Annotated in this window: 21 protein-coding genes; 11 read left to right on the top strand and 10 right to left on the bottom strand. The window is 70.2% G+C overall.

Translation table 11 applies throughout. From position 1 onward, the window contains the following. Together AC5L35_RS06670 and AC5L35_RS06665 are read left to right on the top strand one after the other, a co-directional pair. Positions 1–954, top strand: coding sequence for a pyridoxal-phosphate dependent enzyme (locus AC5L35_RS06670; RefSeq protein WP_495058661.1), 954 nt, complete (start codon positions 1–3; stop codon positions 952–954). Beyond that, on the top strand, positions 945–1,556 hold the full coding sequence (locus AC5L35_RS06665; protein WP_495058660.1) for an isochorismatase family protein: 612 nt from the start codon (positions 945–947) through the stop codon (positions 1,554–1,556). Before AC5L35_RS06670 ends, AC5L35_RS06665 begins: the two co-directional genes overlap by 10 nt. A gap of 24 nt (positions 1,557–1,580) precedes the next feature. Here the strand turns inward: AC5L35_RS06665 and AC5L35_RS06660 are convergent, their stop codons facing one another. After that, a complete protein-coding gene (locus AC5L35_RS06660; RefSeq protein ID WP_495058659.1) occupies positions 1,581–1,742 on the bottom strand; it encodes a hypothetical protein in 162 nt (53 codons plus the stop codon). 138 nt (positions 1,743–1,880) lie between these two features. Beyond that, positions 1,881–3,812 (bottom strand): vWA domain-containing protein, encoded by a 1,932-nt coding sequence (locus tag AC5L35_RS06655; protein ID WP_495058658.1) that lies wholly within the window; start codon positions 3,810–3,812, stop codon positions 1,881–1,883. A gap of 252 nt (positions 3,813–4,064) precedes the next feature. Here AC5L35_RS06655 and AC5L35_RS06650 point away from each other — a divergent pair, with 252 nt between their 5' ends. Further along, the gene (locus AC5L35_RS06650) at positions 4,065–4,256 is read left to right on the top strand and encodes an amidohydrolase family protein (protein ID WP_495058657.1); all 192 of its coding nucleotides are present in this window, start codon (positions 4,065–4,067) and stop codon (positions 4,254–4,256) included. A gap of 33 nt (positions 4,257–4,289) precedes the next feature. On the opposite strand, the gene AC5L35_RS06645 is transcribed toward AC5L35_RS06650, so the two are convergent. Next, positions 4,290–5,186 (bottom strand): SDR family oxidoreductase, encoded by an 897-nt coding sequence (locus AC5L35_RS06645; RefSeq protein WP_495058702.1) that lies wholly within the window; start codon positions 5,184–5,186, stop codon positions 4,290–4,292. 149 nt (positions 5,187–5,335) lie between these two features. Between AC5L35_RS06645 and AC5L35_RS06640 the strand changes: the two genes are divergently transcribed. Both AC5L35_RS06640 and AC5L35_RS06635 read left to right on the top strand, forming a co-directional pair. Continuing rightward, positions 5,336–5,866: a TetR family transcriptional regulator gene (locus tag AC5L35_RS06640; RefSeq protein WP_495058656.1), complete on the top strand. Its 531-nt coding sequence runs from the start codon at positions 5,336–5,338 to the stop codon at positions 5,864–5,866. A 162-nt stretch (positions 5,867–6,028) separates the two neighbouring features. Continuing rightward, entirely contained in the window at positions 6,029–6,724 is a 696-nt protein-coding gene (locus AC5L35_RS06635) for a DUF2470 domain-containing protein (RefSeq protein WP_495058655.1), read from the top strand. An 89-nt stretch (positions 6,725–6,813) separates the two neighbouring features. On the opposite strand, the gene AC5L35_RS06630 is transcribed toward AC5L35_RS06635, so the two are convergent. Continuing rightward, positions 6,814–7,428, bottom strand: coding sequence for a dihydrofolate reductase family protein (locus tag AC5L35_RS06630; RefSeq protein WP_495058654.1), 615 nt, complete (start codon positions 7,426–7,428; stop codon positions 6,814–6,816). 296 nt (positions 7,429–7,724) lie between these two features. Between AC5L35_RS06630 and AC5L35_RS06625 the strand changes: the two genes are divergently transcribed. The 4 genes from AC5L35_RS06625 (at position 7,725) to AC5L35_RS06610 (ending at position 11,610) form a co-directional block, all read left to right on the top strand. Next, positions 7,725–8,654, top strand: a complete 930-nt coding sequence (locus AC5L35_RS06625; protein WP_495058653.1) for an alpha/beta fold hydrolase — start codon at positions 7,725–7,727, stop codon at positions 8,652–8,654. Further along, a complete protein-coding gene (locus tag AC5L35_RS06620; protein WP_495058652.1) occupies positions 8,651–9,274 on the top strand; it encodes a TetR/AcrR family transcriptional regulator in 624 nt (207 codons plus the stop codon). Before AC5L35_RS06625 ends, AC5L35_RS06620 begins: the two co-directional genes overlap by 4 nt. Before the next feature lie 363 nt (positions 9,275–9,637). Beyond that, a complete protein-coding gene (locus AC5L35_RS06615) occupies positions 9,638–11,218 on the top strand; it encodes a GMC family oxidoreductase (RefSeq protein WP_495058651.1) in 1,581 nt (526 codons plus the stop codon). Positions 11,219–11,283: 65 nt separating this feature from the next. After that, on the top strand, positions 11,284–11,610 hold the full coding sequence (locus AC5L35_RS06610; protein WP_495058650.1) for a hypothetical protein: 327 nt from the start codon (positions 11,284–11,286) through the stop codon (positions 11,608–11,610). Between the two features lie 4 nt (positions 11,611–11,614). On the opposite strand, the gene AC5L35_RS06605 is transcribed toward AC5L35_RS06610, so the two are convergent. Further along, a complete protein-coding gene (locus AC5L35_RS06605) occupies positions 11,615–12,748 on the bottom strand; it encodes a winged helix DNA-binding domain-containing protein (RefSeq protein ID WP_495058649.1) in 1,134 nt (377 codons plus the stop codon). Positions 12,749–12,761: 13 nt separating this feature from the next. Between AC5L35_RS06605 and AC5L35_RS06600 the strand changes: the two genes are divergently transcribed. Continuing rightward, positions 12,762–13,547: a transporter substrate-binding domain-containing protein gene (locus AC5L35_RS06600; RefSeq protein WP_495058648.1), complete on the top strand. Its 786-nt coding sequence runs from the start codon at positions 12,762–12,764 to the stop codon at positions 13,545–13,547. Between the two features lie 21 nt (positions 13,548–13,568). Here AC5L35_RS06600 and AC5L35_RS06595 read toward each other — a convergent pair whose 3' ends face one another. The 5 genes from AC5L35_RS06595 to AC5L35_RS06575 all read right to left on the bottom strand — a co-directional run bounded on the left by AC5L35_RS06595 (position 13,569) and on the right by AC5L35_RS06575 (position 18,568). Then, positions 13,569–14,336, bottom strand: a complete 768-nt coding sequence (locus AC5L35_RS06595) for an endonuclease V (RefSeq protein ID WP_495058647.1) — start codon at positions 14,334–14,336, stop codon at positions 13,569–13,571. A gap of 95 nt (positions 14,337–14,431) precedes the next feature. Continuing rightward, complete coding sequence (locus tag AC5L35_RS06590) at positions 14,432–15,322, bottom strand: intradiol ring-cleavage dioxygenase (protein WP_495058646.1); 891 nt, start codon at positions 15,320–15,322, stop codon at positions 14,432–14,434. Next, positions 15,319–16,419, bottom strand: coding sequence for a maleylacetate reductase (locus tag AC5L35_RS06585; protein WP_495058645.1), 1,101 nt, complete (start codon positions 16,417–16,419; stop codon positions 15,319–15,321). Before AC5L35_RS06585 ends, AC5L35_RS06590 begins: the two co-directional genes overlap by 4 nt. Positions 16,420–16,423: 4 nt before the next feature. Next, positions 16,424–17,707: an NAD(P)-binding domain-containing protein gene (locus AC5L35_RS06580; protein ID WP_495058644.1), complete on the bottom strand. Its 1,284-nt coding sequence runs from the start codon at positions 17,705–17,707 to the stop codon at positions 16,424–16,426. A 96-nt stretch (positions 17,708–17,803) separates the two neighbouring features. Continuing rightward, positions 17,804–18,568, bottom strand: a complete 765-nt coding sequence (locus AC5L35_RS06575) for a helix-turn-helix domain-containing protein (protein ID WP_495058643.1) — start codon at positions 18,566–18,568, stop codon at positions 17,804–17,806. Positions 18,569–18,764: 196 nt separating this feature from the next. On the opposite strand from AC5L35_RS06575, the gene AC5L35_RS06570 reads away from it, so the two are divergent. Then, on the top strand, positions 18,765–19,841 hold the full coding sequence (locus AC5L35_RS06570; protein ID WP_495058642.1) for an SDR family oxidoreductase: 1,077 nt from the start codon (positions 18,765–18,767) through the stop codon (positions 19,839–19,841). Positions 19,842–20,085 lie beyond the last annotated feature (244 nt).

Below are 20,085 nucleotides of genomic sequence, written 5' to 3'. Positions count from 1 at the left end.
ATGACGGACGTCCCACCGGTCACCCTGGACGACGTCCTCGGCGCCGCCGCCCGGCTCGAGGGTGTCGCGCACTGCACGCCCGTGCTGCGCTCGCGCACTTTGGACGAGCTTGTGGGCGCTGAGGTGTTCCTGAAGTGCGAGAACGTTCAGCGCGTCGGCACGTTCAAGTTCCGTGGCGCCTACAACGCCGTCTCTCGGCTGCCGCGCGAGCAGTTGGCCACAGGCGTCGTGACCTACTCCTCGGGCAACCACGCTCAGGCCGTGGCCCTGGCGGCGCGAGAACTGGGCACCACTGCCGTGATCCTCATGCCCGAGGACGCCCTGCCGTCCAAGATGGAAGCGACGGCCGGTTACGGCGCCGAGATCGTCACCTACGACCGCTTCACCGCGCGGGGCGCAGCGCTGGCCGCAGAGCGGGGTATGACCCTCGTCCCGCCGTACGACGATCCCCACGTGATCGCCGGGCAGGGCACCGCAGCCCTCGAACTCCTGCAGGAGACCGGGCGGCTGGACATGCTGGTGGTGCCGGTCGGCGGTGGCGGGCTGCTGGCCGGCAGTGCCAACGTCGCCGCGGGCCTGTACCCGGGCCTGCGCATGATCGGTGTCGAACCGGAGGCGGGGGACGACACCAGGCGCTCCTTGGAGGCGGGCCGCCTCGTGAGAATCGACGCGCCACGCACCATCGCCGACGGCCTGGCCGTGCCCACGCCGGGTGCGCTGACCTTCTCCGTCAACCAGCGTCTGGTCGAGGCCATCGCGCTGGTCACCGATGACGAGATCCGCCAGGCGATGCGCTTCGCCTTCGAACGGCTGAAGATCGTCGTCGAGCCGAGCGGCGCCAGTGGCCTGTCGGCCTTGCTGGCCGGGCGAATCGAGCACCTACCCGGGCGCATCGGCGTCGTCATCTCGGGCGGCAACATCGACGCCCGGCGCTTTGCCGAGCTGTGCGGATAGTGAACGGGGCGGCCAGAGCAACCCGATCGCCGCCGGGAGCGGTCGGCGCGAGCGTTACGGAGAACAAGACGGTCGAGAACATGGAGCGGCCCTTCGAGGCCGCCAAGTCTCGTGGGTACGAGGTGTTCATCTCGCCGCACTACTTCTATCCGACCGACAGTGGCTGGATGATGAACGGACCACTCGAGACCGCTGAGTTCGAATCTCGTACATTCGCGCGGAGTGGACAGCTCGACCTGAGCGGGTTCGTGAACTCCGGCGCGGACCGGCTGGACCGTTTCAAGCGCTATATCGACGATGGCAAGACAATTGTGGCCAGTCCGCACAAGGTGTTCGGGCCGCAGACCAACGACGTGGTCCTGCAACTGCGCAAGCGGGGGATCGGCAAGATCCTCCTCGGCGGCATGCTGGCCAACATGTGCGTCGAATCCCATATGCGCGAATTCATCGAGCGGGGCTTCGAGGTTGCCATGCTCAAGGATGCGACCGCTGGGCCCCGGCATCCGCTCTGGGGCGACGGCTATGAGGCCGCGATCGTCAACTACCGATTCTTCGCCCACGAGGTGCTGTCCACCGATGAAGCGGTCGGTCGCATGCGCTGAGGACCCGGCGGATGGCTCGTTGGTTCACATGAAGATGTGTGTGTGGAGGGCGTCGAAGACGTCGGCGTTGAGTCCGGCGGTGTCGGCCGGTGCGTCGTGCCGGCGTTCGATGGCCGTGCGCGGCTCGCCGAGCAGCGCCGGGTCGCGTCTGCCCTGGTGTTCGAGGTGGACGACTCCGAACGCCACACGACGTGCCTCGTCGACCCGGGCGAGGCGGGTGACCCGATCTCGGCACCTCACCCATGATCTCGGCCTGGGGGCGCAAGCCCTGAGCGCCACACGGTGAGCGGTACCCGTCATGCGGGCGACGCACCGCCGGTGCCGTCAGTGACCGCCTGGTGGCTGGTGGCCGGAGGTGTCGGAGTTCGCTCTCCGGATCCGACGAAGGGCGAATGCGCCGCCCACCAGCGCCGCGACGAGCACGGCACCGGCGGCGATCCAGCCCGCGGGCGAGATCGCGAGGTGGGTCGCGGTGTCGACGGGCGCGGCAACCGGTTCCTGCGGCGCAGCAGGAGCGGGCGACCGGTTCTCACCGAATGGTCCCGCCGCTGCGTCGCCGGAGGCGGGGTCGTAGCGGGGACCCGGTTCGACGGTTCCGGTGACGGAGATGTCCAACCGCACCGGTACCGGAACGGCGGAGCGGGTGTCCTCTGCGACGGGGCCCACCTGGACGGCGATGTAGTACCAGCCCGCGACACTCTGGGTGCGTACCGTGTTCGCGTCGGCGGCACGGTTGTTGTAACGGACCGGGGCCGTGGAGATCGTCGGCAGCGTGAAGTCCTTGCCCGTGTAGACCATGCGTTCCGAGGAGATCTCCTCCCGGAACGGTGTGTAGAGCGTCGTCGACAGCGGTGAGATGTTGGCGAGGCCGGAGCCGGGTGTCTCGCCGAAGTGCACGCGGTAGGCGAGGCCTTGGCCCCACTGCAGCTTCACGCGGTAGAAGACGAACTCGCTGCGTTGGAGCGCGTCCGTGTAGGTGCCGGAGGCGTCCAGGGTGCCTGCCACGTTGAAGGATCCGCCGCCGACCACCGGCGTGCTCGGGCCGGTGGCCGGAACGAGCTCTGCGGGCGGCAGGACGGCGACGGGCCCCGTGTCGACGGCTGCGGGCTCGACGCCGACGAGAAGCTCGATCGGCATCCGCTCCGGGACGCCGAAGGACACCGTGTGCCATTCGACGGCGAAGTAGTAGCGTCCGCCGCCCTGGCACCGGTCATCGCCGGACTCGTTGCGGCTCTCGGTCGCCCCGTCCCACGTCGAGGCGACCGTCAGCGCCTCGCCGTCACTGGAACTGAGGGACTGCGACACCTCGGAGTTGAGGCAGTCGGAACCGTCGATGCCGTGGACGTCCAGGTGCAGCGCGTTGTTGTCGTCGGTCCGCGGAACGTTGCGCAGCGGCGGGTAGGAGACCGTGGCGCTGAAGTAGGCGGTGGCCCCCTGCGGCACGTCGACGGCGTAGAAGCGCTTCTCCTTCTGGCCGATGGTGTCGAGGTACTGCCCCGGCAGCGCAACCGGAGCGGTGTCGTGACCAGGGGTTCCGGTGATGGGGCTGCCCGCCGGTTGGTAGTTGCGCAACGCGGTGGCGGTGACCCGGGGCAGCACCCGTTGCAGCGTCTCGGCGTCCGGTGCGTCGCTGTAGGTGCCGCCGGTCGCCTGGGCGACGCAGCTGAGCTGGGCGCGGGCGACGCTGTCGACGCCGAACCCGACGGTGTGCACGACGAGGTCCACGCCCTGCCCGGCGAGTGTTCGCACGACGTCGCACGGCTGCGGGGGTGCGCACGTGTCCTCGCCGTCGGAGACGAGCACGATCGAGCGGGGGCCTTCCTGGGGCAGGGACTCCGCCGCCACCTCCAATGCCCGTCCGATGGGAGTGAAGCCGCGCGGGGTGAGGCCGTCGACGGCTGCCCCGAGAGCCGCCTTGTCGATCGGGCCGGCCTCGCGCAGGACCGTCACGTCCCGGCAGCCCTGTTCGCGTTCGGCGTCGGAGTTGCCGGTTGAGGTGCCGTAGGCGGCGAGCCCGACCGATGCGCCGGCCGGGGTGGCGTCCACGAGTGTGTGGACGGCCCGCTTGGCGGCCTCCATCTTGGTGCCGCCGGACGGGTCCGCGCCCGTCATCGAGCCCGACGCGTCGAGCACGAGCATCGTCGGCGCGAGTTCGGCCTGGTCGGGACGCTCCTGCGCGAGGGCGCCGGGCGCCGGCACGAGGAGGCAGAGCCCCACGGTCAGCGCTGCGAGCATGATCCGGGTCGACTTCGTCATCGCGTCTTGTTCGCCGTTCGTGGGTCGCCGGTCGTCGTTCGCCGGTCGCGCCGCCAGTGGTCACGTTCCGTATGAATTGGCCGAATTGATCATCTTGACCGTATCGGCATCGCCTGCGGGGCAAGCGGGGAGGGCTCGGCGGACGTCGCCGGGGTGACGTGTGGCGCCGGGGAGAACCGGCCGTGTCGACCGGCGCGGACGCTCCCCGCGGACGGCACCGGCCGGGTGGTCACACGAGTTGGGGCTTGGAGTGTGTCGGCGGTCTCCCGCGGCATCGAGGCATTCGCCACGCGCGACGAAGCGCTCAAGGGCACGATCTCGCCCGGCAAGCTTGCCGACCTCGCCGTGCTCTCCCTCGACTACCTGTCGGTCGACGCGGAACAGATCAAGGACATCGAGGTGGTCCGGACCGTCGTCGGCGGCCGGCTCGTCTTCGAGAGATAGCGGTCCTAACACGCAACCTGCCCGATCCGCGGTTCATGGTTGGTCGTAGTGGCCAGCGGCGATGTCGTCCAGGAGGGTGGGGCCGGTGCGCTGCCAGCCGAGCAGGTCACGCGTGATGGTGCTCGTGGCGGGAGCGTCGGCGGCCAGGAACCGGCCGACGAACGGGATCTCGTCGGCGATCTGTTCTGCTGGGGCGGACTTCGCCGGCACGTCGAGGCGGCCGGCCAGTGCTTCGATGATCGTCCGGATGGGCACGCCCTCCTCGGCGCAGGCGTGCAGGATCGTGCCGGCGGGAGCCTTCTCGAGACCGAGCCGGACCAGGCGTGCGGCGTCGGACCGGTGGACGGCGGGCCAGCGGTTGCCGCCCTCGCCGGGGTAGACAGCGGCTCCGCGTCGTCGGGCGGCTCGGGCGACGATGGAGATGAAGCCGTGGTCACCTTCGCCGTGGACGGTCGGTGCGAAGCGGGCGGAGATGACGCGTACGCCTCGGGCGGCGAAGGTCAGCGCGAGATTCTCGGCGCCGCCGCGCGGTGAGTCCGGGCCGACGGCGGGACTGAGATCCCGCTCTGTCAGCGGGCGTCCCAGGCCGGGCAGAGCGAGCCCGGCAGCGAGAACGAAGGGCCGGTCGGACCCCACGAGCGTGTCGCCGATGGTCTGGACCGCGGCCCGTTCGGCGCGGTTGGAGACCTCGGGCTGGGCCCAGTCGTGCTTGTTCGCGAGATGGACCACGCCGTCGGCCGCCTCCGCGGCCTGGCGGATCTGGTCGAGGTCGTCGAGGTCACCGCGATGGACGGCCGCTCCGAGCTGCGTGATGACGGATGCCGATGCCTCGGAGCGGGCCAGCCCGGTCACCTCGTGACCTGCGGCGGTGAGCTCGGCGACGACGGCGCGGCCGATGAATCCGGATGCTCCGGTGACGAAGACGTGCACGATGCGCTCGCTCACATTGCTGATGTCAGATGCTGACATCGTTGAGCGTAGCGCTGATGTCGGTGGCTGTCATCACGTGGTCGTCCCGATACGATGCGGACGTGGCACGGTGGGCCCCCGGGGCGTCGGAGCGTCTGCGGATGGCGGCGATGGAGCTGATCGCCGAGCGTGGCTTCGAGGCGACCACGGTGGCCGGGATCGCCGAGCGGGCCGGGGTGACCGAGCGGACGTTCTTCCGGCATTTCGCGGACAAGCGCGAGGTGCTGTTCGCGGGCGAGGAGCAGCTCACAGCGGTCTTCGTGGGTGCGATCGCCGCTGCGCCGGCAGACGCGTCCCTCACCGGCCTGCTCATCGCGGCGCTCGACGCCGGGGGAGGGGCCCTGCAGGACGCGCGCGGCCGGGACCTCGCCCGCGTGCGCAACGAGATCATCACCGCGAACGAGCAGTTGCAGGAACGCGAGCTGCTCAAGCTGGCGAAGCTCTCCCGCGCCGTGACCGCCGCGCTCGTCGCACGCGGGTGCGCGGATGTGCCCGCTCGCCTGGCGGGCGACCTCGTCGCCTCCGTGTTCAGCACGGCCTTCGTCCGGTGGGTAGCCCCCGATCAGACCGCCGACCTGGTGGAGCTGCAACGAGAAGGTCTTGCCGTGATAGGCGATCTGGCGCGCGTCGAAACCGTGTGACGCGACGGCGACACGAGCCTGCCGGTGACGCTTGCGCTCCGATCGCAGGTGGATAAGGTTAGTCGAACCTAAGTCACGGAGGATTTGTGTGATCTCGCCGTCCCACCGGGCCCCGATCCTGCCGAGCGTGCCCGCACCGTGCTGTCGAACGCCCCTACGTCGGTGCTGGAGGTAGGAGGCGACCTGACTGCTGTTCTCGATGTCGTCGCCGTCGACACCGATGGTTCCCTCGTTCTGCTGGTGACGGAAGACGGGCCGCTCGCGGCCCGGGTGGCCGGGCGGACCGTGCCCGCCACCGTCCGCAGTGCGCTGGTGAGCCCGGTGTCCGGCCCGGACCGGCGGCTCGACTCGGTGACCGTGCACGGCATCGTCGAGGCCGCCGACGACGTCGGGGTCGCGCTGGAGGTGCTGCTCGCGGCCTACCGGGACGAGTCGGCCGAGACCGTGCTCCGGCCCGATGCGTCCACGCTGCTCCGGGTCACGGTGGCCCAGGTGCGGCTGGACGGCGAGCCGGTCGATCCCGACGCCTACGCCCGCGCCATTGCCGACCCGCTGGCCGCCGGTAGCGACGAGGTGGTCGCGCACCTGGTGTGTGCCCACCCGGAGCAGGTGCTGCAGCTCGCCCACCTGCTCGAGCCCGACCTCGTACGGGGCGCGCAGGCGGTGGCGCCGATCCGCGTCGACCGGTTCGGGCTCACTTTCCGCGTCGAGACCATGGCTGGTTCCCAGCTCACCCGACTGAACTTTCCGGCGGCCCTGCGCGGCCCGGCGGAGCTGCCCGCAGCGATGAGGGAGTTCCATCGCCGGGCCGCGCAGGTGACGGACTGCCCGTTCACCGGCGAGCCGCGCACCGGGTGACCGTTGTCGCCGACCGCGCTCGGGCGGTGACGCGGCCCGTTACGTGACCGGGGTAAGCAACGGCTACCGCGAGATCAACAGGCCGACCACTACTGCCCGTCGGGCACGTTGTTCTTGATCTCGTCGTAGCCGGCCGTGGTGGGTGGCTGGGTGGGGGAGTAGATCACCCGGATCACGCCCGACGGGAACGTCTCCGTCGCGGTCACCGTCAGGTGGTAGGGCGCCTCGCCGTCGTCGAAGAGCCTGCGGCCCTTGCGCGCCGCTACCGGATGCACCAGCAGGCGGATCTCGTCGACCAGTCCGGCGGCGAGCAGTTGCTGCACGACGGAGATCGAGCCGGGGATGAGGATGCCCCGGACGTCGGCGGCGGCCTTGAGGGCGGTGACGGCCTCGACGAGGGTGCCGTCGATCAGTTCGGAGTTGCGCCAGGAGAACTCGAGGGGCTGGCGCGAGACGACGACCTTGCGCGTGTCGCCGAGTTGCTTGGCGAACGGTGCGTCCTCCCCGCCGGCGTTCTCGCGGTCGGGCCATGCTCCGGCGAAGCTGTCGTAGGTCTCGCGGCCGATGAGCAGCACGTCGGCGGTGTCGTAGTCCTCGCTGACAGCGCGGCCCATGTTGTCGTCGAAGTACGGGAAGTGCCAGTCGGGGTCGATCTCGGCGACGCCGTCGGCGGAGGTGAACAGGGTGGAGACGACCTTCGTCATCGTGGTTCCTTCGCGTCGGTTGATGTTCGACGGGTAGACCGGCGCCGGCGCCGGAACTCATCTGTCCGGCGCGCCGCCCTCCCGCCGTCGAACGCGCAGCTGTTCATGATCGCGCCTGAACCAGTGCACGCTCGCGCCGGATCGGCCTACTTGGGTGACCCTTGACCTCCGTCGCAGCCTGGCGATATATTGCATATTGCATCCGACGGCCGACATCGAGCCGGGGTGCAGCCCGCACCGCACCCGCTCGTGGACGGCAGGCGGCGGGCGCTCTCTCACACCCAGGAGGAACTTGCATGGGCCACATCACGGTCGGAACCGAGAACACCACAGACGTCGAGATCTACTACGAGGACCACGGCTCCGGGCAGCCGGTCGTGCTGATCCACGGCTACCCCCTCGACGGGCACAGCTGGGAGCTACAGGCGCGGGCGCTCCTGGAGGCCGGCTATCGGGTCATCACCTACGACCGCCGCGGGTTCGGGCGTTCCAGCAAGGTCGGCAGCGGCTACGACTACGACACCTTGGCGGCCGACCTGAACACGGTGCTCGGCGCGCTGGACCTGCGTGACGTCGTCCTCGTGGGCTTCTCGATGGGCACCGGCGAGCTCGCGCGCTACGTCCGCAACCACGGCCACGACCGCATCGCGAAGCTCGCGTTCCTCGCGTCGATCGAACCGTTCCTGCTGCAGGCCGACGACAACCCCGGTGGCCTGCCCCGGGAGAACTACGACGCAGCCATCGCGGCTGCGCGCGCCGACCGGTTCGCCTTCTTCACCCAGTTCTACAAGGACTTCTACAACCTGGACGAGACCCTGGGCACGCTCGTCAGCGAGGAACGTCGTGCGTGCGAACTGGAACACCGCAGCCGGCTCGGCCCCGGTCGCGGCGTGGGCGGTGATTCCCGCCTGGATCGAGGACTTCCGGCCCGACGTCGAGGCGGTGCGGGCCTCGGGGAAGCCGGTGCTGATCGTCCACGGCACGAAGGACAACCTCCTCCCGATCGACGTGACCGGACGCCCGTTCCACACGGCGTTCCCGGAGGCCGACTATCTGGAGATCGAGGGCGCGCCCCACGGGCTGCTCTGGACCCACGCCTCCGAGGTCAACGACGCGCTCATCGGGTTCGTCGCGAAGTAGGCGGATGCAGCACTGCGCCGGCGGCCACGGGGGAATACCAGCCTTCTCGGCGCGACTTGTCACGGGGAGTTCGACAGGGCGCATGAGAGAGTTGGTCATGGCTGCAGTGGGCAGGCCTCGACAGTTCGATCTCGAGCGCGCGCTGGACGCCGCGCTGGAGGTGTTCTGGCAGTACGGCTACGAGGGCGCGAGCCTCACCGACCTGACCACCGCCATGGGTATCAACCGCCCGGCTCTCTATGCCGCGTTCGCGAGCAAGAAGGACCTCTTCTACCGCGCACTGGACCGCTACTACGCCGTCGACGCGGTCCACACCTTCCAGGCGCTGGAGGCGCCGACCGCGCTGGAGGTCACGCGGCAGTACCTGCTGCGCAGCGTGGAGCAGCTGACCAACCCGAAGCGTCCGATGGGCTGCTTCGTCCTCCAGGGCGCCTTCGTGTGCGGGCCGGAGAACCGCGACATCGCCGAGCACATGGTGGGACTGCGCCTCGCGGCCGAAAGCGCCCTCCGCCAGCGGTACGAACGGGCGCAGGGCGAGGGTGACCTCGCTCCGGACGAGGACCCGGCGGCACTGGCCCGCTTCATCAGCGTCGTACGACACGGTCTTGCCGTGCTTGCGTGCGGCGGCGCGTCACGCGCAGAGCTCGAGGACTCCGCCCACCGGGCGCTCGGCGGCCTCTCCCTGCGTCTCGTGCGGAGCGCTTGACCACGCCACGACCCCCGCTGGATCGGTTTCCGACCGGACGGTAGGAAATATACGTCACACTTGCTGGCGTGACGGGCCTCCAGCGGTCGATACTCCTCACACCCGATTTCGACATCGATGCGGATGTCGTCAGGGCTGACCGATTCCGGCGCGGCTGGTTCCGCTGCCGACAGGTTCACCGAGGGATTCACCATCTCCCGGGGGCGCGTGGGGGCGCGCCCCCGGGCGTCACGCGGCTGATGCCATTGCCAGAACGGTGCGCGTTTGCTCGGACGATCGAGGGGTTCTTCCGGAATTCGTGCACCGGGCGTCTTGTCGACGCCCTTTCCTGGTCGTCATACATCACGGTTGGAGAATGGCAACATGGGGAACACCGACCTCAAGTCGAATGCGGACAACGGGGTTGCGACTGATCATTACGACTTCATCATCTGTGGTGCCGGCTCCTCCGGATCCGTGGTGGCAGCGCGCCTCGCGCAGAACCCGCAGGTGCGGGTGCTCTTGATCGAGGCCGGCGGGAGCGACGACGTTCCCGAGGTCATGGAGCCGGCCCGGTGGCCCGCGAACCTGGGTTCGGAGCGGGACTGGGCCTTCGCCGCACAGCCCAATCCCCATCTGAACGGCCGGGCCATTCCTCTGAACATGGGAAAGGTGCTCGGAGGCGGTTCCAGCATCAATGTCACGGTCTGGGCTCGCGGTCACAAGAATGACTGGGAGCACTACGCCGCCGAATCGGGAGACCCGGCCTGGGGCTACGAGTCGGTCCTCGAGATCTACCGCCGCATCGAGAACTGGCAGGGCGCCTGCGATCCGGTGCGGCGCGGGCAGGGCGGCCCCGTCCACGTCGAACCGGCTACCGACCCGTCGCCCGTTGCCCAGACCATGGTCGAGGCGGCCGGATCGTTGGGGCTCCCGGTGTTCGACAGCCCCAACGGGGCGATGATGGAAGGCTCAGGGGGTGCCGCGATCAACGACCTGATCGTCCGTGACGGGCGGCGTTCCTCGATCTTCCGCTCGTATGTGCACCCGCTGCTGGGACAGCGCAACCTCACGGTCCTGACCGAGGCTCTGGTCAGCAGGCTGATCTTCCGTGGCACCTCGGTTGTCGGGGTGGAGGTGGTCCAGGGTTCGCAGCGGCGGCGGTATGCGGCCGGGCAAGAGGTCATTCTCTCGATGGGCGCGATCAACACGCCGAAGGTCCTCATGCAGTCCGGTATCGGACCCGAACACGAACTCCGGCGTCACGGCATCCCGGTCGTGCAGCATCTCCCGGGCGTCGGCCGGAACCACCAGGACCACGTGTCGTTCGGCTGCATCTTCGAGTACCGCGAGCCTCAGCGGGTGGGCAACGGGGGCTCCGAGGCCACGCTGTACTGGAAGAGCGATGAAAGCCTGGACCTGCCCGACATGTTGCATTGTCAGGTCGAGTTTCCGGTGCCCAGCGCCGAAACCGCGGCCCTGGGCGTACCCGCGCACGGATGGACGATGTTTGCCGGCCTGAGTCACCCGAAGAGCCGGGGTGAGGTGCACCTCTCCGGCCCCGATGCGGGTGATCCCGTCCTGATCGAGGCGAACACGTTGTCGCATCCCGATGACCTGACCGCGGCCTACGCCAGTATCGCTCTGTGTCGAGAACTCGGTAACAGCTCCACCTTCGGCACCCTGGTGAAGGGTGAGGCCTTGCCGGGAGAGCTCGACGCTCGTGCTCTGGAAACGTATGTGCGCAACGCCGCCGTCACGTACTGGCACCAGTCCTCCACCGCCAAGATGGGGCGCGATCCGATGTCGGTGGTCGACGGTGCGTTGCAGGTGTACGGCATCGACAACCTGCGTATCGCCGACTCGTCGATCATGCCGGACATCACCAGCGGAAACACGATGGCGCCGTGCGTCGTCATCGGTGAAAGAGCTGCGGAGATGATCCAGGCCGCCCACGCCATCTAGTGGGCGCCGGGGTCCGCGCCGCTCTCGCCGCAGGTCGCGTGCTCAGCGCGGCTCTGCTCGTCGCGATGAGCACGATCCACGTGGTGTTCCTGATCAGGGAAGGGTTCGACATTCCCGTGGTCGGGTCGGCGTTCCTGCTCAGCGCCTTGGGCGGTCTCGTGCTCGCGACGTCGACGCTGCTGGTCCCGCGGTACTGGCTCACGCCGGTGGCGTTGTCCGGGACCTTCTTCACCGGGGGCACCGTCGGCGTGCTCGTGCTCTGGATGGTCGAGCTCATCGACGCCGTCAGGTCGCCGCTGGTGTCGGCGGCGCTCCTCATGGAGTCGGTCGGCATCGCCGCATTGACGGTCACGGCCGTGCTGGCGTCGCACGGCAGGTTCGGTTCGCGATGACCGGTCAGCCCGGTAGCCGTCGAACCTCGACGGCCGGGATGCCCTTGGCCCACCAGTGGGCGTAGCGGTTGTAGGGCTGGGGATCGCGAGCGGCCAGCACGGCCGCCAACGCCGCGGCCTCGGCGCCGAGCGCTCGCCACGTGCCCGGATCCAGGGCCTCGAACGCGTGCGCCTCGATCCCGCCGGCGTGTGGCCGCCACACCCCGACGACCCGGCCGTCGACGAGCAGGGAGGGCAGCAGGTCGCCGTTCCGGCGGTAGACCAGGGACCGGTAGGCGTCGGGGACGAGCCGGGTGCGGTCGGCGTAGGCGAGCAGGACGTTGTCCCACATGGGCAGCAGGCGCGGCGGTGCGGGCGTGTCCCCGTCCGGCCGCGGCGCGCCCACGGCGTCGAAGTAGGGGCCGGTGGCCGGACCGTCCAGCTTCTCCACCGCCGCGCCCAGCCCCGCGAGCGCCGCCAGCACCTCCGGGCGGCGCAGGGACGTGAACCGGGTGATGTCGGGCGTCGTGGCGGGGCCGAACGCCTCGAGACAGCGCAGCACCAGCCGCTGCCTCGCCTCGCCGGCCGGCCCGCCGGTGGGCGCCGCCGCGGCACGGAAGGTCGACGGGCTGCGGTACGCCCACGGCCCACCCACCGCGACGTGGTGCAGCGGCGCGAACGTCCGCAGTGCCCACCACGCGGCGCGTCCACGGGTCGCGTCGAGGCGCTCTCCCAGCATCTCCTCGATCGCGGCGCGGTGCCGCGGCTCGCGCGTGAACTCGGCGAGCACCGGGAGCAGCCCGTCGACGTCGGCCACGGCCAGGCCGCTGTCGGCGAAGCGGCGGTCGCCGAAGCGGGAAGCGCGCAGGATCGCCTCCATCGCCCGGTGCCACGCTGCCCAGTCCTCGCCGTGCACGACGTGCAGGGTGATCCGCAGCAACGTCGCTCGCACCAGCGTCCGGTCGGCGTACGCGGCGTCCAGCGCGTCGGGGTCGAAGTCCGCGACCCGGTTCCAGAGGGCCACGTACGGCGAGGCGGGGTGCTGGGCCTGCACGGCCACGAGGTCACGCACGACGTCGCGGACGGGCCGCGCCACCCGGGCGAGCAGGTGCTGCCGGTGCAGCGTGGCGCGGTTGAGGCCGCGTTCGGTGAGACGCACCGGGGGCACGCTAGTGCGCAGCGCAGTCCACGCCTGCGCTCCTCGCCCCCCGGCGGTCGAACCTAGGATCGTCTTCATGAGCATCGTGCCTGCTGCCATCGCCGAGGATCTCGCGCCGACCGGTACCCTGCGGGCGTCGATCAATCTGGGCAATCCGGTGCTGGCACAGGGCACGCCGGCGGCGCCGTCCGGCGTGACGGTCGACATCGCGCGTGAGGTCGGCTCGCGGCTGGGACTTCCGGTGGAGCTGGTCTGCTTCGATGCGGCGCGGAAGTCGTTCGAGGCGATGGCAGCGGCGCAGGCGGACATCTGCTTCCTGGCCATCGAGCCCGTTCGTGAGGCGGAGGTCGCCTTCACCGCGCCGTACGTCGTGATCGAAGGGGTGTTCGTCGTGCCCCGGGACTCCGTCATCTCCACGAGGGCCGACGTCGACCGCGACGGGGTGCGTATCGGTGTCAACGAAGGGTCTGCCTACGACCTGTTTCTGTCCCGCACCCTCCAGCACGCGAGTGTGGTGCCCGGAGAGGACGGGATCGACGTGTTCCGGGACCGGGATCTGGAGGTAGCCGCCGGGATCAGGCAGCCGATGGTCGAGTTCGTCAGCGACCACCCCGGGTTCCGCCTGATCGAGGGTCGGTTCATGGAGATCCGGCAGGCGCTCGGCACGACCAGGACCCGCGGCCCGGAGACGGTCCAGTTCCTCCGGGACGTCGTCGAGGAGCTGAAAGCGAGCGGGTTCGTCGCCGAGGCGCTCCGCCGCGCGAACCAGCCGGACTCGATCGTCGCCCCGCCCGCTTAGCCCGCCGATCGGGACCTGCCGTCAGATTTCGGCTCCGGCGTCCTCACTCGCGCCACCGCGCCACTGTGGCGAAGCGGTCCTGGTGGACGAAGGCGCGGCCCCAGCTTCCGTCGGATGGTGAACCAGTGCCTGACGGGAGACATGGTCCGCGTACCGGATGGGGTCGGGTAGGCGGTATGCCGAACACAGCGCGAGGACGATCTCGCAGGACTGCGCGATTCCGATCCCGTGACCTGGCGACACGTAGACGGGCTTGACATCACGCTGGGTGCGAAGTGCGGTGCCGATGAGATCGGCGCCGTCGTACAGCGGTGCGTGGTCGCCACGCTGAGGACCGGGCTCGTCGTGTGTTCCGATGAAGCGGCCCTTGGCGCAGCCCAGCGCAGGGCGTCCGGTGAGTACGCCGAGATGGCAGGCGAGGCCGCAGCGCCGAGGGTGTGCGATGCCCTGTCCGTCGCAGATCAGCAGGTCCGGGACGGTGCGTAGCGGCCGTAGGGCTTGGAGGAGCATCGGGATCTCCCGGAAGGCCAGCAGTCCGGGCACGTAGGGGAACTGGGCAACGCCGGCTACTACGGTCTGCTCGACGATGGCGCCCGTCGCCAGTTCTGCCACGACGGCGGCAGCGATGATGCGGTCCGAGTCGGTGTCGTAGGAGATGTCGAGGCCCGCGACGGTGGTTGGGGTGGGCACGGTGTGCCTCGGAATGTCCACTTGCTCGGCGAGCTTCCGCTGCATCTCGACGGCGCCGGCAACGTCATGCGGCCAGCCTTCGATGTCTGGGACGTTCATCGCGAATCAGAGTAGTGCGGCGTTCTGACCACTCAGACGGAGCGACCGATGCGGGCGGAGTGGCGGGGTTGCCGTTGTCCGGCGCCCGGCTCGCGTCATCCCTCGTGGCCGGGGGCGAGCACGATGTCGAACCGGATCCGCGCCCACGGCTCGTCGCGGGTGGTCCCGTCGGGGGCGTCGCCCGGGTCTTCCCGCACGACGTCGACGACGAGGGAGTCCTTCACGCCGAACACCGCGTCGTGGTCGAGGTGCTCGTCCCCGGCCACGAAGATGTGGGTGATCAGCGTCCGGTGCCCGGCCGCGGCGACCTTGAAGTGCAGGTGCGCGGGGCGCATGGGAGACCGGCCCGCCGCGGTGAGCAGGTCGCCGACCGGGCCGTCGGCCGGGATCGGGTACGGGGCGGGCACCACCGACCAGAAGCGGTAACTGCCCTCGTCGTCCGACCGCAGCCAACCGCGGCCGGCAATGCGGTCGCCGTCGTACTGGACGTCGTAGAAACCGTCGTCGTCGGCCTCCCACACGTCGATCCGGGCCCCGCGCACCGGGGTGCCGTCCGTGCTGCGGACGGTGCCCTCCACCAGGCACGGCGTGCCGCTCGCGCCGCCCGCGATGTCGCCGCCGAACGGGATCTCCGGGGCGGCGTCGACGAAGAACGGGCCGTAGACGGTGGACTCCGTGGCACCTGCGGTGGCCGGGGCGTTGATCGCGACCGTCAGCATGGACAGGCCCAGCACGTCGGAGAGCAGGATGAACTCCTGGCGACGGTGGTCGGTGATGTGGCCGGTCCGGGTGAGGAACTCGATGCCCGCCTCCCACTCCGCCTGCGTGAGCCGGACGTCGCGGGCGAAGGCGTGCAGATGCCGGACGAGGCTCTGCATGACCTCGCGCAGCCGCGGAGAAGAGGTGGTGTCGAAGCTCGCGACGACCTTGTCGGTGACGGCCCGTTCCTGCCGGGTGGCCTGGTCGGACTCCGTGGAGATGCTCATGTCTGTCCCTGGTGGGTCGCGGTGGCGTCGGGGCCGGGCGGTGAGCCGGCCCAGGCCGCGTGGATGAGTGCCCGGAGTGCGGGCCGGTCAACGCGGCGCGGGTTGTCCGCAGGCACGGTGGGGGCGACGAGGTCGGTTGCCTCGTCCACCTGGCTCTCGAGCATGCCGAGCTCACGCAGCCCGGCCGGGATGCCGAGCCGCCGGGCGAGCTCGGCCAGACCGGTCACGGCGTCGGCCCGGCCGAGGGCCCGAGCGATCCGGCCGGCCGCGTCCGGGGCGGCGGGGGCGTTGAACGCGAGGACGTGGGGCAGCACGATCGCGTGCGTCTGGGCGTGCGGGAGGTCGAACGCCCCACCCAGGGCGTGACAGATCTTGTGGTGCAGGCCGGAGCCGGCCACCGCGAAGGCGGAGCCCGCCAGGTAGGCGCCGTACAGGAGGTCCGCCCGCCCGTCCGCACCGCCGGGATCCCCGAGGACTGCGGGCAGGCCCCGGCCGAGCGCGCGGACGCCCTCCTCGGCCACGAGCGTCGAGATGGGGTTGCGGCGCGGCGCCCAGAACGCCTCGACGCAGTGCGCCATGGCGTTCAGCCCGCTCGCCATCGACAGGTCGACCGGCAGCGTCAGCGTGAGATCGGGGTCGTAGACGACACAGCGGGGCAGCACCCGCTGGTCCGCGCCCGTGGTCTTGCGCGCCGCTTCCGTCATTCCCCAGACCGGCGTGACCTCTGAACCCGCATAGGTGGTGGGAACGGCCACGATCGGCAGGCCGGTGGTCAGCGCGACCGCCTTCGCCGTGCCCGTGGTGGACCCGCCACCGACACTCAGCAGCAGGTCGGCGCCTGCCGCGGTGGCCAGTTCCCGCGCGGCCGCGGCCACCTCGGTGGGCACGTGGGGGCGCACCGCCGTGAAGGTGGCGGCGATCCGCTCCGAGAACGGCGCGGTGAGCCTGCGGGCGAGCGGTTCCTCCTGCTCCGTGGCGATCAGCAGGACCCGCGCGGCCCCGAGGCGGGCCACCTCGTCGGCGAGCGCGGTGTGGGCTGCGCCCGCGCCGAACACGACCCGGCCCGGGAGGGCGTCGTAGGTGAACTGCTCGCGCATCCGCTCAGCGCCCGGCGGTGACCGTGGGCTGGTAGCCGAGGAGCTTCCAGTCGCCGCCGGAGCGGACCCACACGGCGAGGCAGCGGTTGGTCAGCGTCTTCTGCACGCCGCCGGCGGTGAGGTCGGCGTTCATCTCGCCTACGACGATGGCCGTGTCGCCGACGACGGTGATCCGGTCGACCGGGTGGTCGATGCGGTGGTAGACATAGAAGCCCGCCCGGCACTTGTCCAGGTAGGACTCCAGCGTGTCGGTGTCGCCGGTGGAGTGCGAGTAGGCCAGTTCGGGGTGGGCGAGCTTCGCGAAACCGTCGAAGTCACCGGCGACCATCGCGTCGTAGCGCCGGTCCTCCAGTTCGCGGATCTGCGCGGCGTCGTCGTTCATGCCGTTCGTTCCTTCCGGGTGTGCGGATGCGTTGAGCAGCCGGAGCGCGGCGAGCACCTGGGCCATGTCCTCCTCACCCAGCCCCGCGGCGGTGGCCCGGTCGAGCACGCCGACCACGGCCTCCGCCCCCGGGAGCGTCAGGCGCTGCTCGGCGGCCAGGTCGAGGGCGAGGCTGACGTCCTTGTGGATGAGGGAGACGGGTGCCGACACCGCGGTCTCGGCGGGAGCGAGGAAGGCATCGGACTTGTACCCGACGTACGGCGCTCCCGCCGCGCTCGTGCTCAGCACCTCGTAGAACACCGCGGTGTCGAGGCCGCCGGCCTCGGCGAGCAGCATGCCCTCGGCAACCCCCTGGTTGAGGGCGGCGAGCACGGCGTTGACGGCGAGCTTCGCGGTGGAGCCGGAGCCGACGGGGCCCGTGTGGTACTGCATCTTCGTCATCGCCGCCAGCACGGGGCCGACACGGGCGAACTGCTCCTCGGTGCCCCCGACCATCGTCGTGATCTGCGCGGCGTCGGCGAGGCTCACACTTCCGGAGACGGGGGCGTCGACGACCTGGACGCCGTGCTCGGCCGCGACGGCGGCGACCTCCCGGACCAGCGTCGGACCGACCGTCCCCATGATCACGTGGACGTGTCCGTCCCCGACGTTTGCGGCGCAGAGCCCGTTGCGCCCGGTCACGAACTCGCGCGTGGTGCGGCCGTCCGGGAGCATGCTGATCGTCATCGGGGCGGCGGCGAGATCCGCCACGGACCGGACGAGACGCACGCCGTCGGCCGCGAGGTCCTGGTCGCCGGCACTCGCGGCGAGCACCGGGTCGTAGGCGACGACCTCGTGGCCGGCGCGCGCGAGGTTGCGCGCCATCGGCCTGCCCATTCTTCCGAGACCGGCGAAACCGATCAGCACAGGGATTCCCTTCGCGAGCTCGCTCGTTAACAGTGGTGTTCACTGATAATGAACGCGCCTTCGGCGGCGTGTCAACAGCCTCGCGCAGGCGGTACCTCAGTACCCCGTCTGGTTGCGGCCGTGGACGAACCAGACGGCCTCGACCGGGACGTCACCGTTGTTGGTGAGCCGGTGGGGTGTGGAGGAGTCGAACGAGATCGCGTCGCCCGGTCCGACCCGGTAGGTGTCGAACCCGAGCGAGACGTCCAGCGTGCCGCTGATGATGTACCCGTACTCGGCGCCGGAGTGCCGGGTGAGCTGCTCGCCGGGAACCGAGCTGCCGCCCACCTCGTAGCGCACGCGCAGGAAGTCAACGCCGAAGTCCCGGGCGGCCGACAGCTGGTCCCAGGTGACCCCGGAGTCCAGTACGAGCCTGCGGCGGTCGGTCGGCCGTACCACCGGGCTCGAGACGTGCGGGCCCGGTTCGTTCAGCTTGGCGAATGCCCCGTGATAGCTGTGCGTGGCGTGGTCGTCGGCGGGATCGGACGGAACCTCGGGCGGGGGCGGTTCGCCCGCGCCTGCGCTGGTGAACAGCTCGTCGAGCGAGAGGTCCAGCGCGTTGCAGATCGCGTACAGCGTGGCGACCGACGGGCGGGACTTGCCGTTCTCGATCTGCGACACGAGCGAGGCGGAGACCCCGAGATCGCGGGCGAACTGCCGCAACGACAGACCGGCGGAGAGCCGCCTGGCCCGCAGCTGCGCGCCCACCCCGGCGATGTCGTGCCGGTCGGCCTGCTGTGCTGCACCGGAGGTGCCCTCGACGCCCGACCGCTGCCGGCGCGGCGCGGCGGAGGCTGCCGGGGAATCGCTGGTCGCTGTCACGGACGCACCTCGGATCGGGGAAGCGGCAGGTCGGGGACCAACCGAACGTTCAGCATATTGGAACACCCAGCCAGATGAAAACCGTCACTGCGACGCGCGTGGTGCTTATGTTCAGTAATACTGGACAGACGTGGTCGGACGGCTGACTGTTCCGCGTCGGACCCTTGTCACACTCACCGGAAGGCGGATTCGCAACGTGGTGGACAGCAAGCGCGCGCTCGTGGCCGGAGTCACGGGGATCTCGGGCAACAACACCGCCCGGCAGTTGCTCGCCGAGGGCTGGGAGGTGCACGGACTCTCCCGCAGCGGAACCGTGCCGGAACCGGGGATCCGGCCGGTGGCCGCCGACCTGCTGGACGCCGCCGCCACGCGGCGGGCGGTGGCCGATCTGCGGCCGTCGCACGTCTTCTACTGCACCTGGCAGCGGCGGGCGACCGAAGCGGAGAACTGCGAGGTCAACGCGGCCATGATGACCAACCTGCTCGAGCCGCTCGGCGCGACGGGCGGGCTCGCGCACGTCGCGCTGGTGACCGGTCTCAAGCACTACCTCGGCCCGTTCGAGGCGTACGCGCGGACGCCGATGGAGACCCCGTTCCGCGAGGAACAGCCGCGGCTGCCCAACCAGAACTTCTACTACGCACAGGAGGACGTCCTGTTCGAGGCCGCCGAGCGCAGCGGCTTCGCCTGGTCCGTCCACCGTCCCCACACCTTGATCGGGTGGGCGCTGGGCAACGCGATGAACATGGGCGTGACCCTGGCCGTCTACGGGGCGTTGAGCCGGGAGACCGGGGAGCCCTTCGTCTTCCCCGGCTCGCCCGAGCAGTTCAACGGGGTCACGGACGTCACCGACGCGCGGCTGCTCGCCAAGCAGCTGGTGTGGGCCGCGAGCACTCCCGGGGCCTGGAACCAGGCGTTCAATGCCGTGAACGGTGACGTGTTCCGCTGGCGGCAGCTGTGGCCCGTGCTGGCCGACGGCCTGGGCGTGCCGGCTGCGCAGTACCCCGGCCACGCCCAGCCGCTGGCCGAGCGGCTCGCCGGCGCGGCCCCGGTGTGGGACCGCATCGTGGAGAAGCACGGCCTGGTGTCCACCAAGCTGGAGGAGCTCGCATCCTGGTGGCACACCGACGGCGACCTCGGCCGGGAGGCCGAGACCTTCGCGGACATGACCAAGAGCAGGTCCTTCGGTTTCACCGCCGTCCAGGACACCCGCCGGTCCTTCCTCGACCTGTTCGAGCGCCTGCGCGCGGAGCGGATCATCCCGCCGCTGGCCTGACGCCCCGGGCGCCCGGCCTGCGGGTGTTGCAGCAAAGCCACTTTCACGCAACGACGTTGCATGAAAGTGGCTTTGCAGCAATCGGGTCGGCCCTCGGGGGCGTGCTTGCCAGCTTCGTTCGATGTCAGTGAACAGCTGTCGTGTGGTCATCGTCAAGAGCGCACCGTCCCGAACTGCTCATATGGCGCTTCCGGCACAGGAGTCCGGAGCATGCTTGACGCAGCCGAGGGAGAGATGTTCACTG

The organism is Pseudonocardia sp. OZ21 (genome assembly GCF_059359135.1).
The sequence above is the reverse complement of the archived record's forward strand: the minus strand, read 5'-3'. Positions and strand labels throughout refer to the sequence as shown.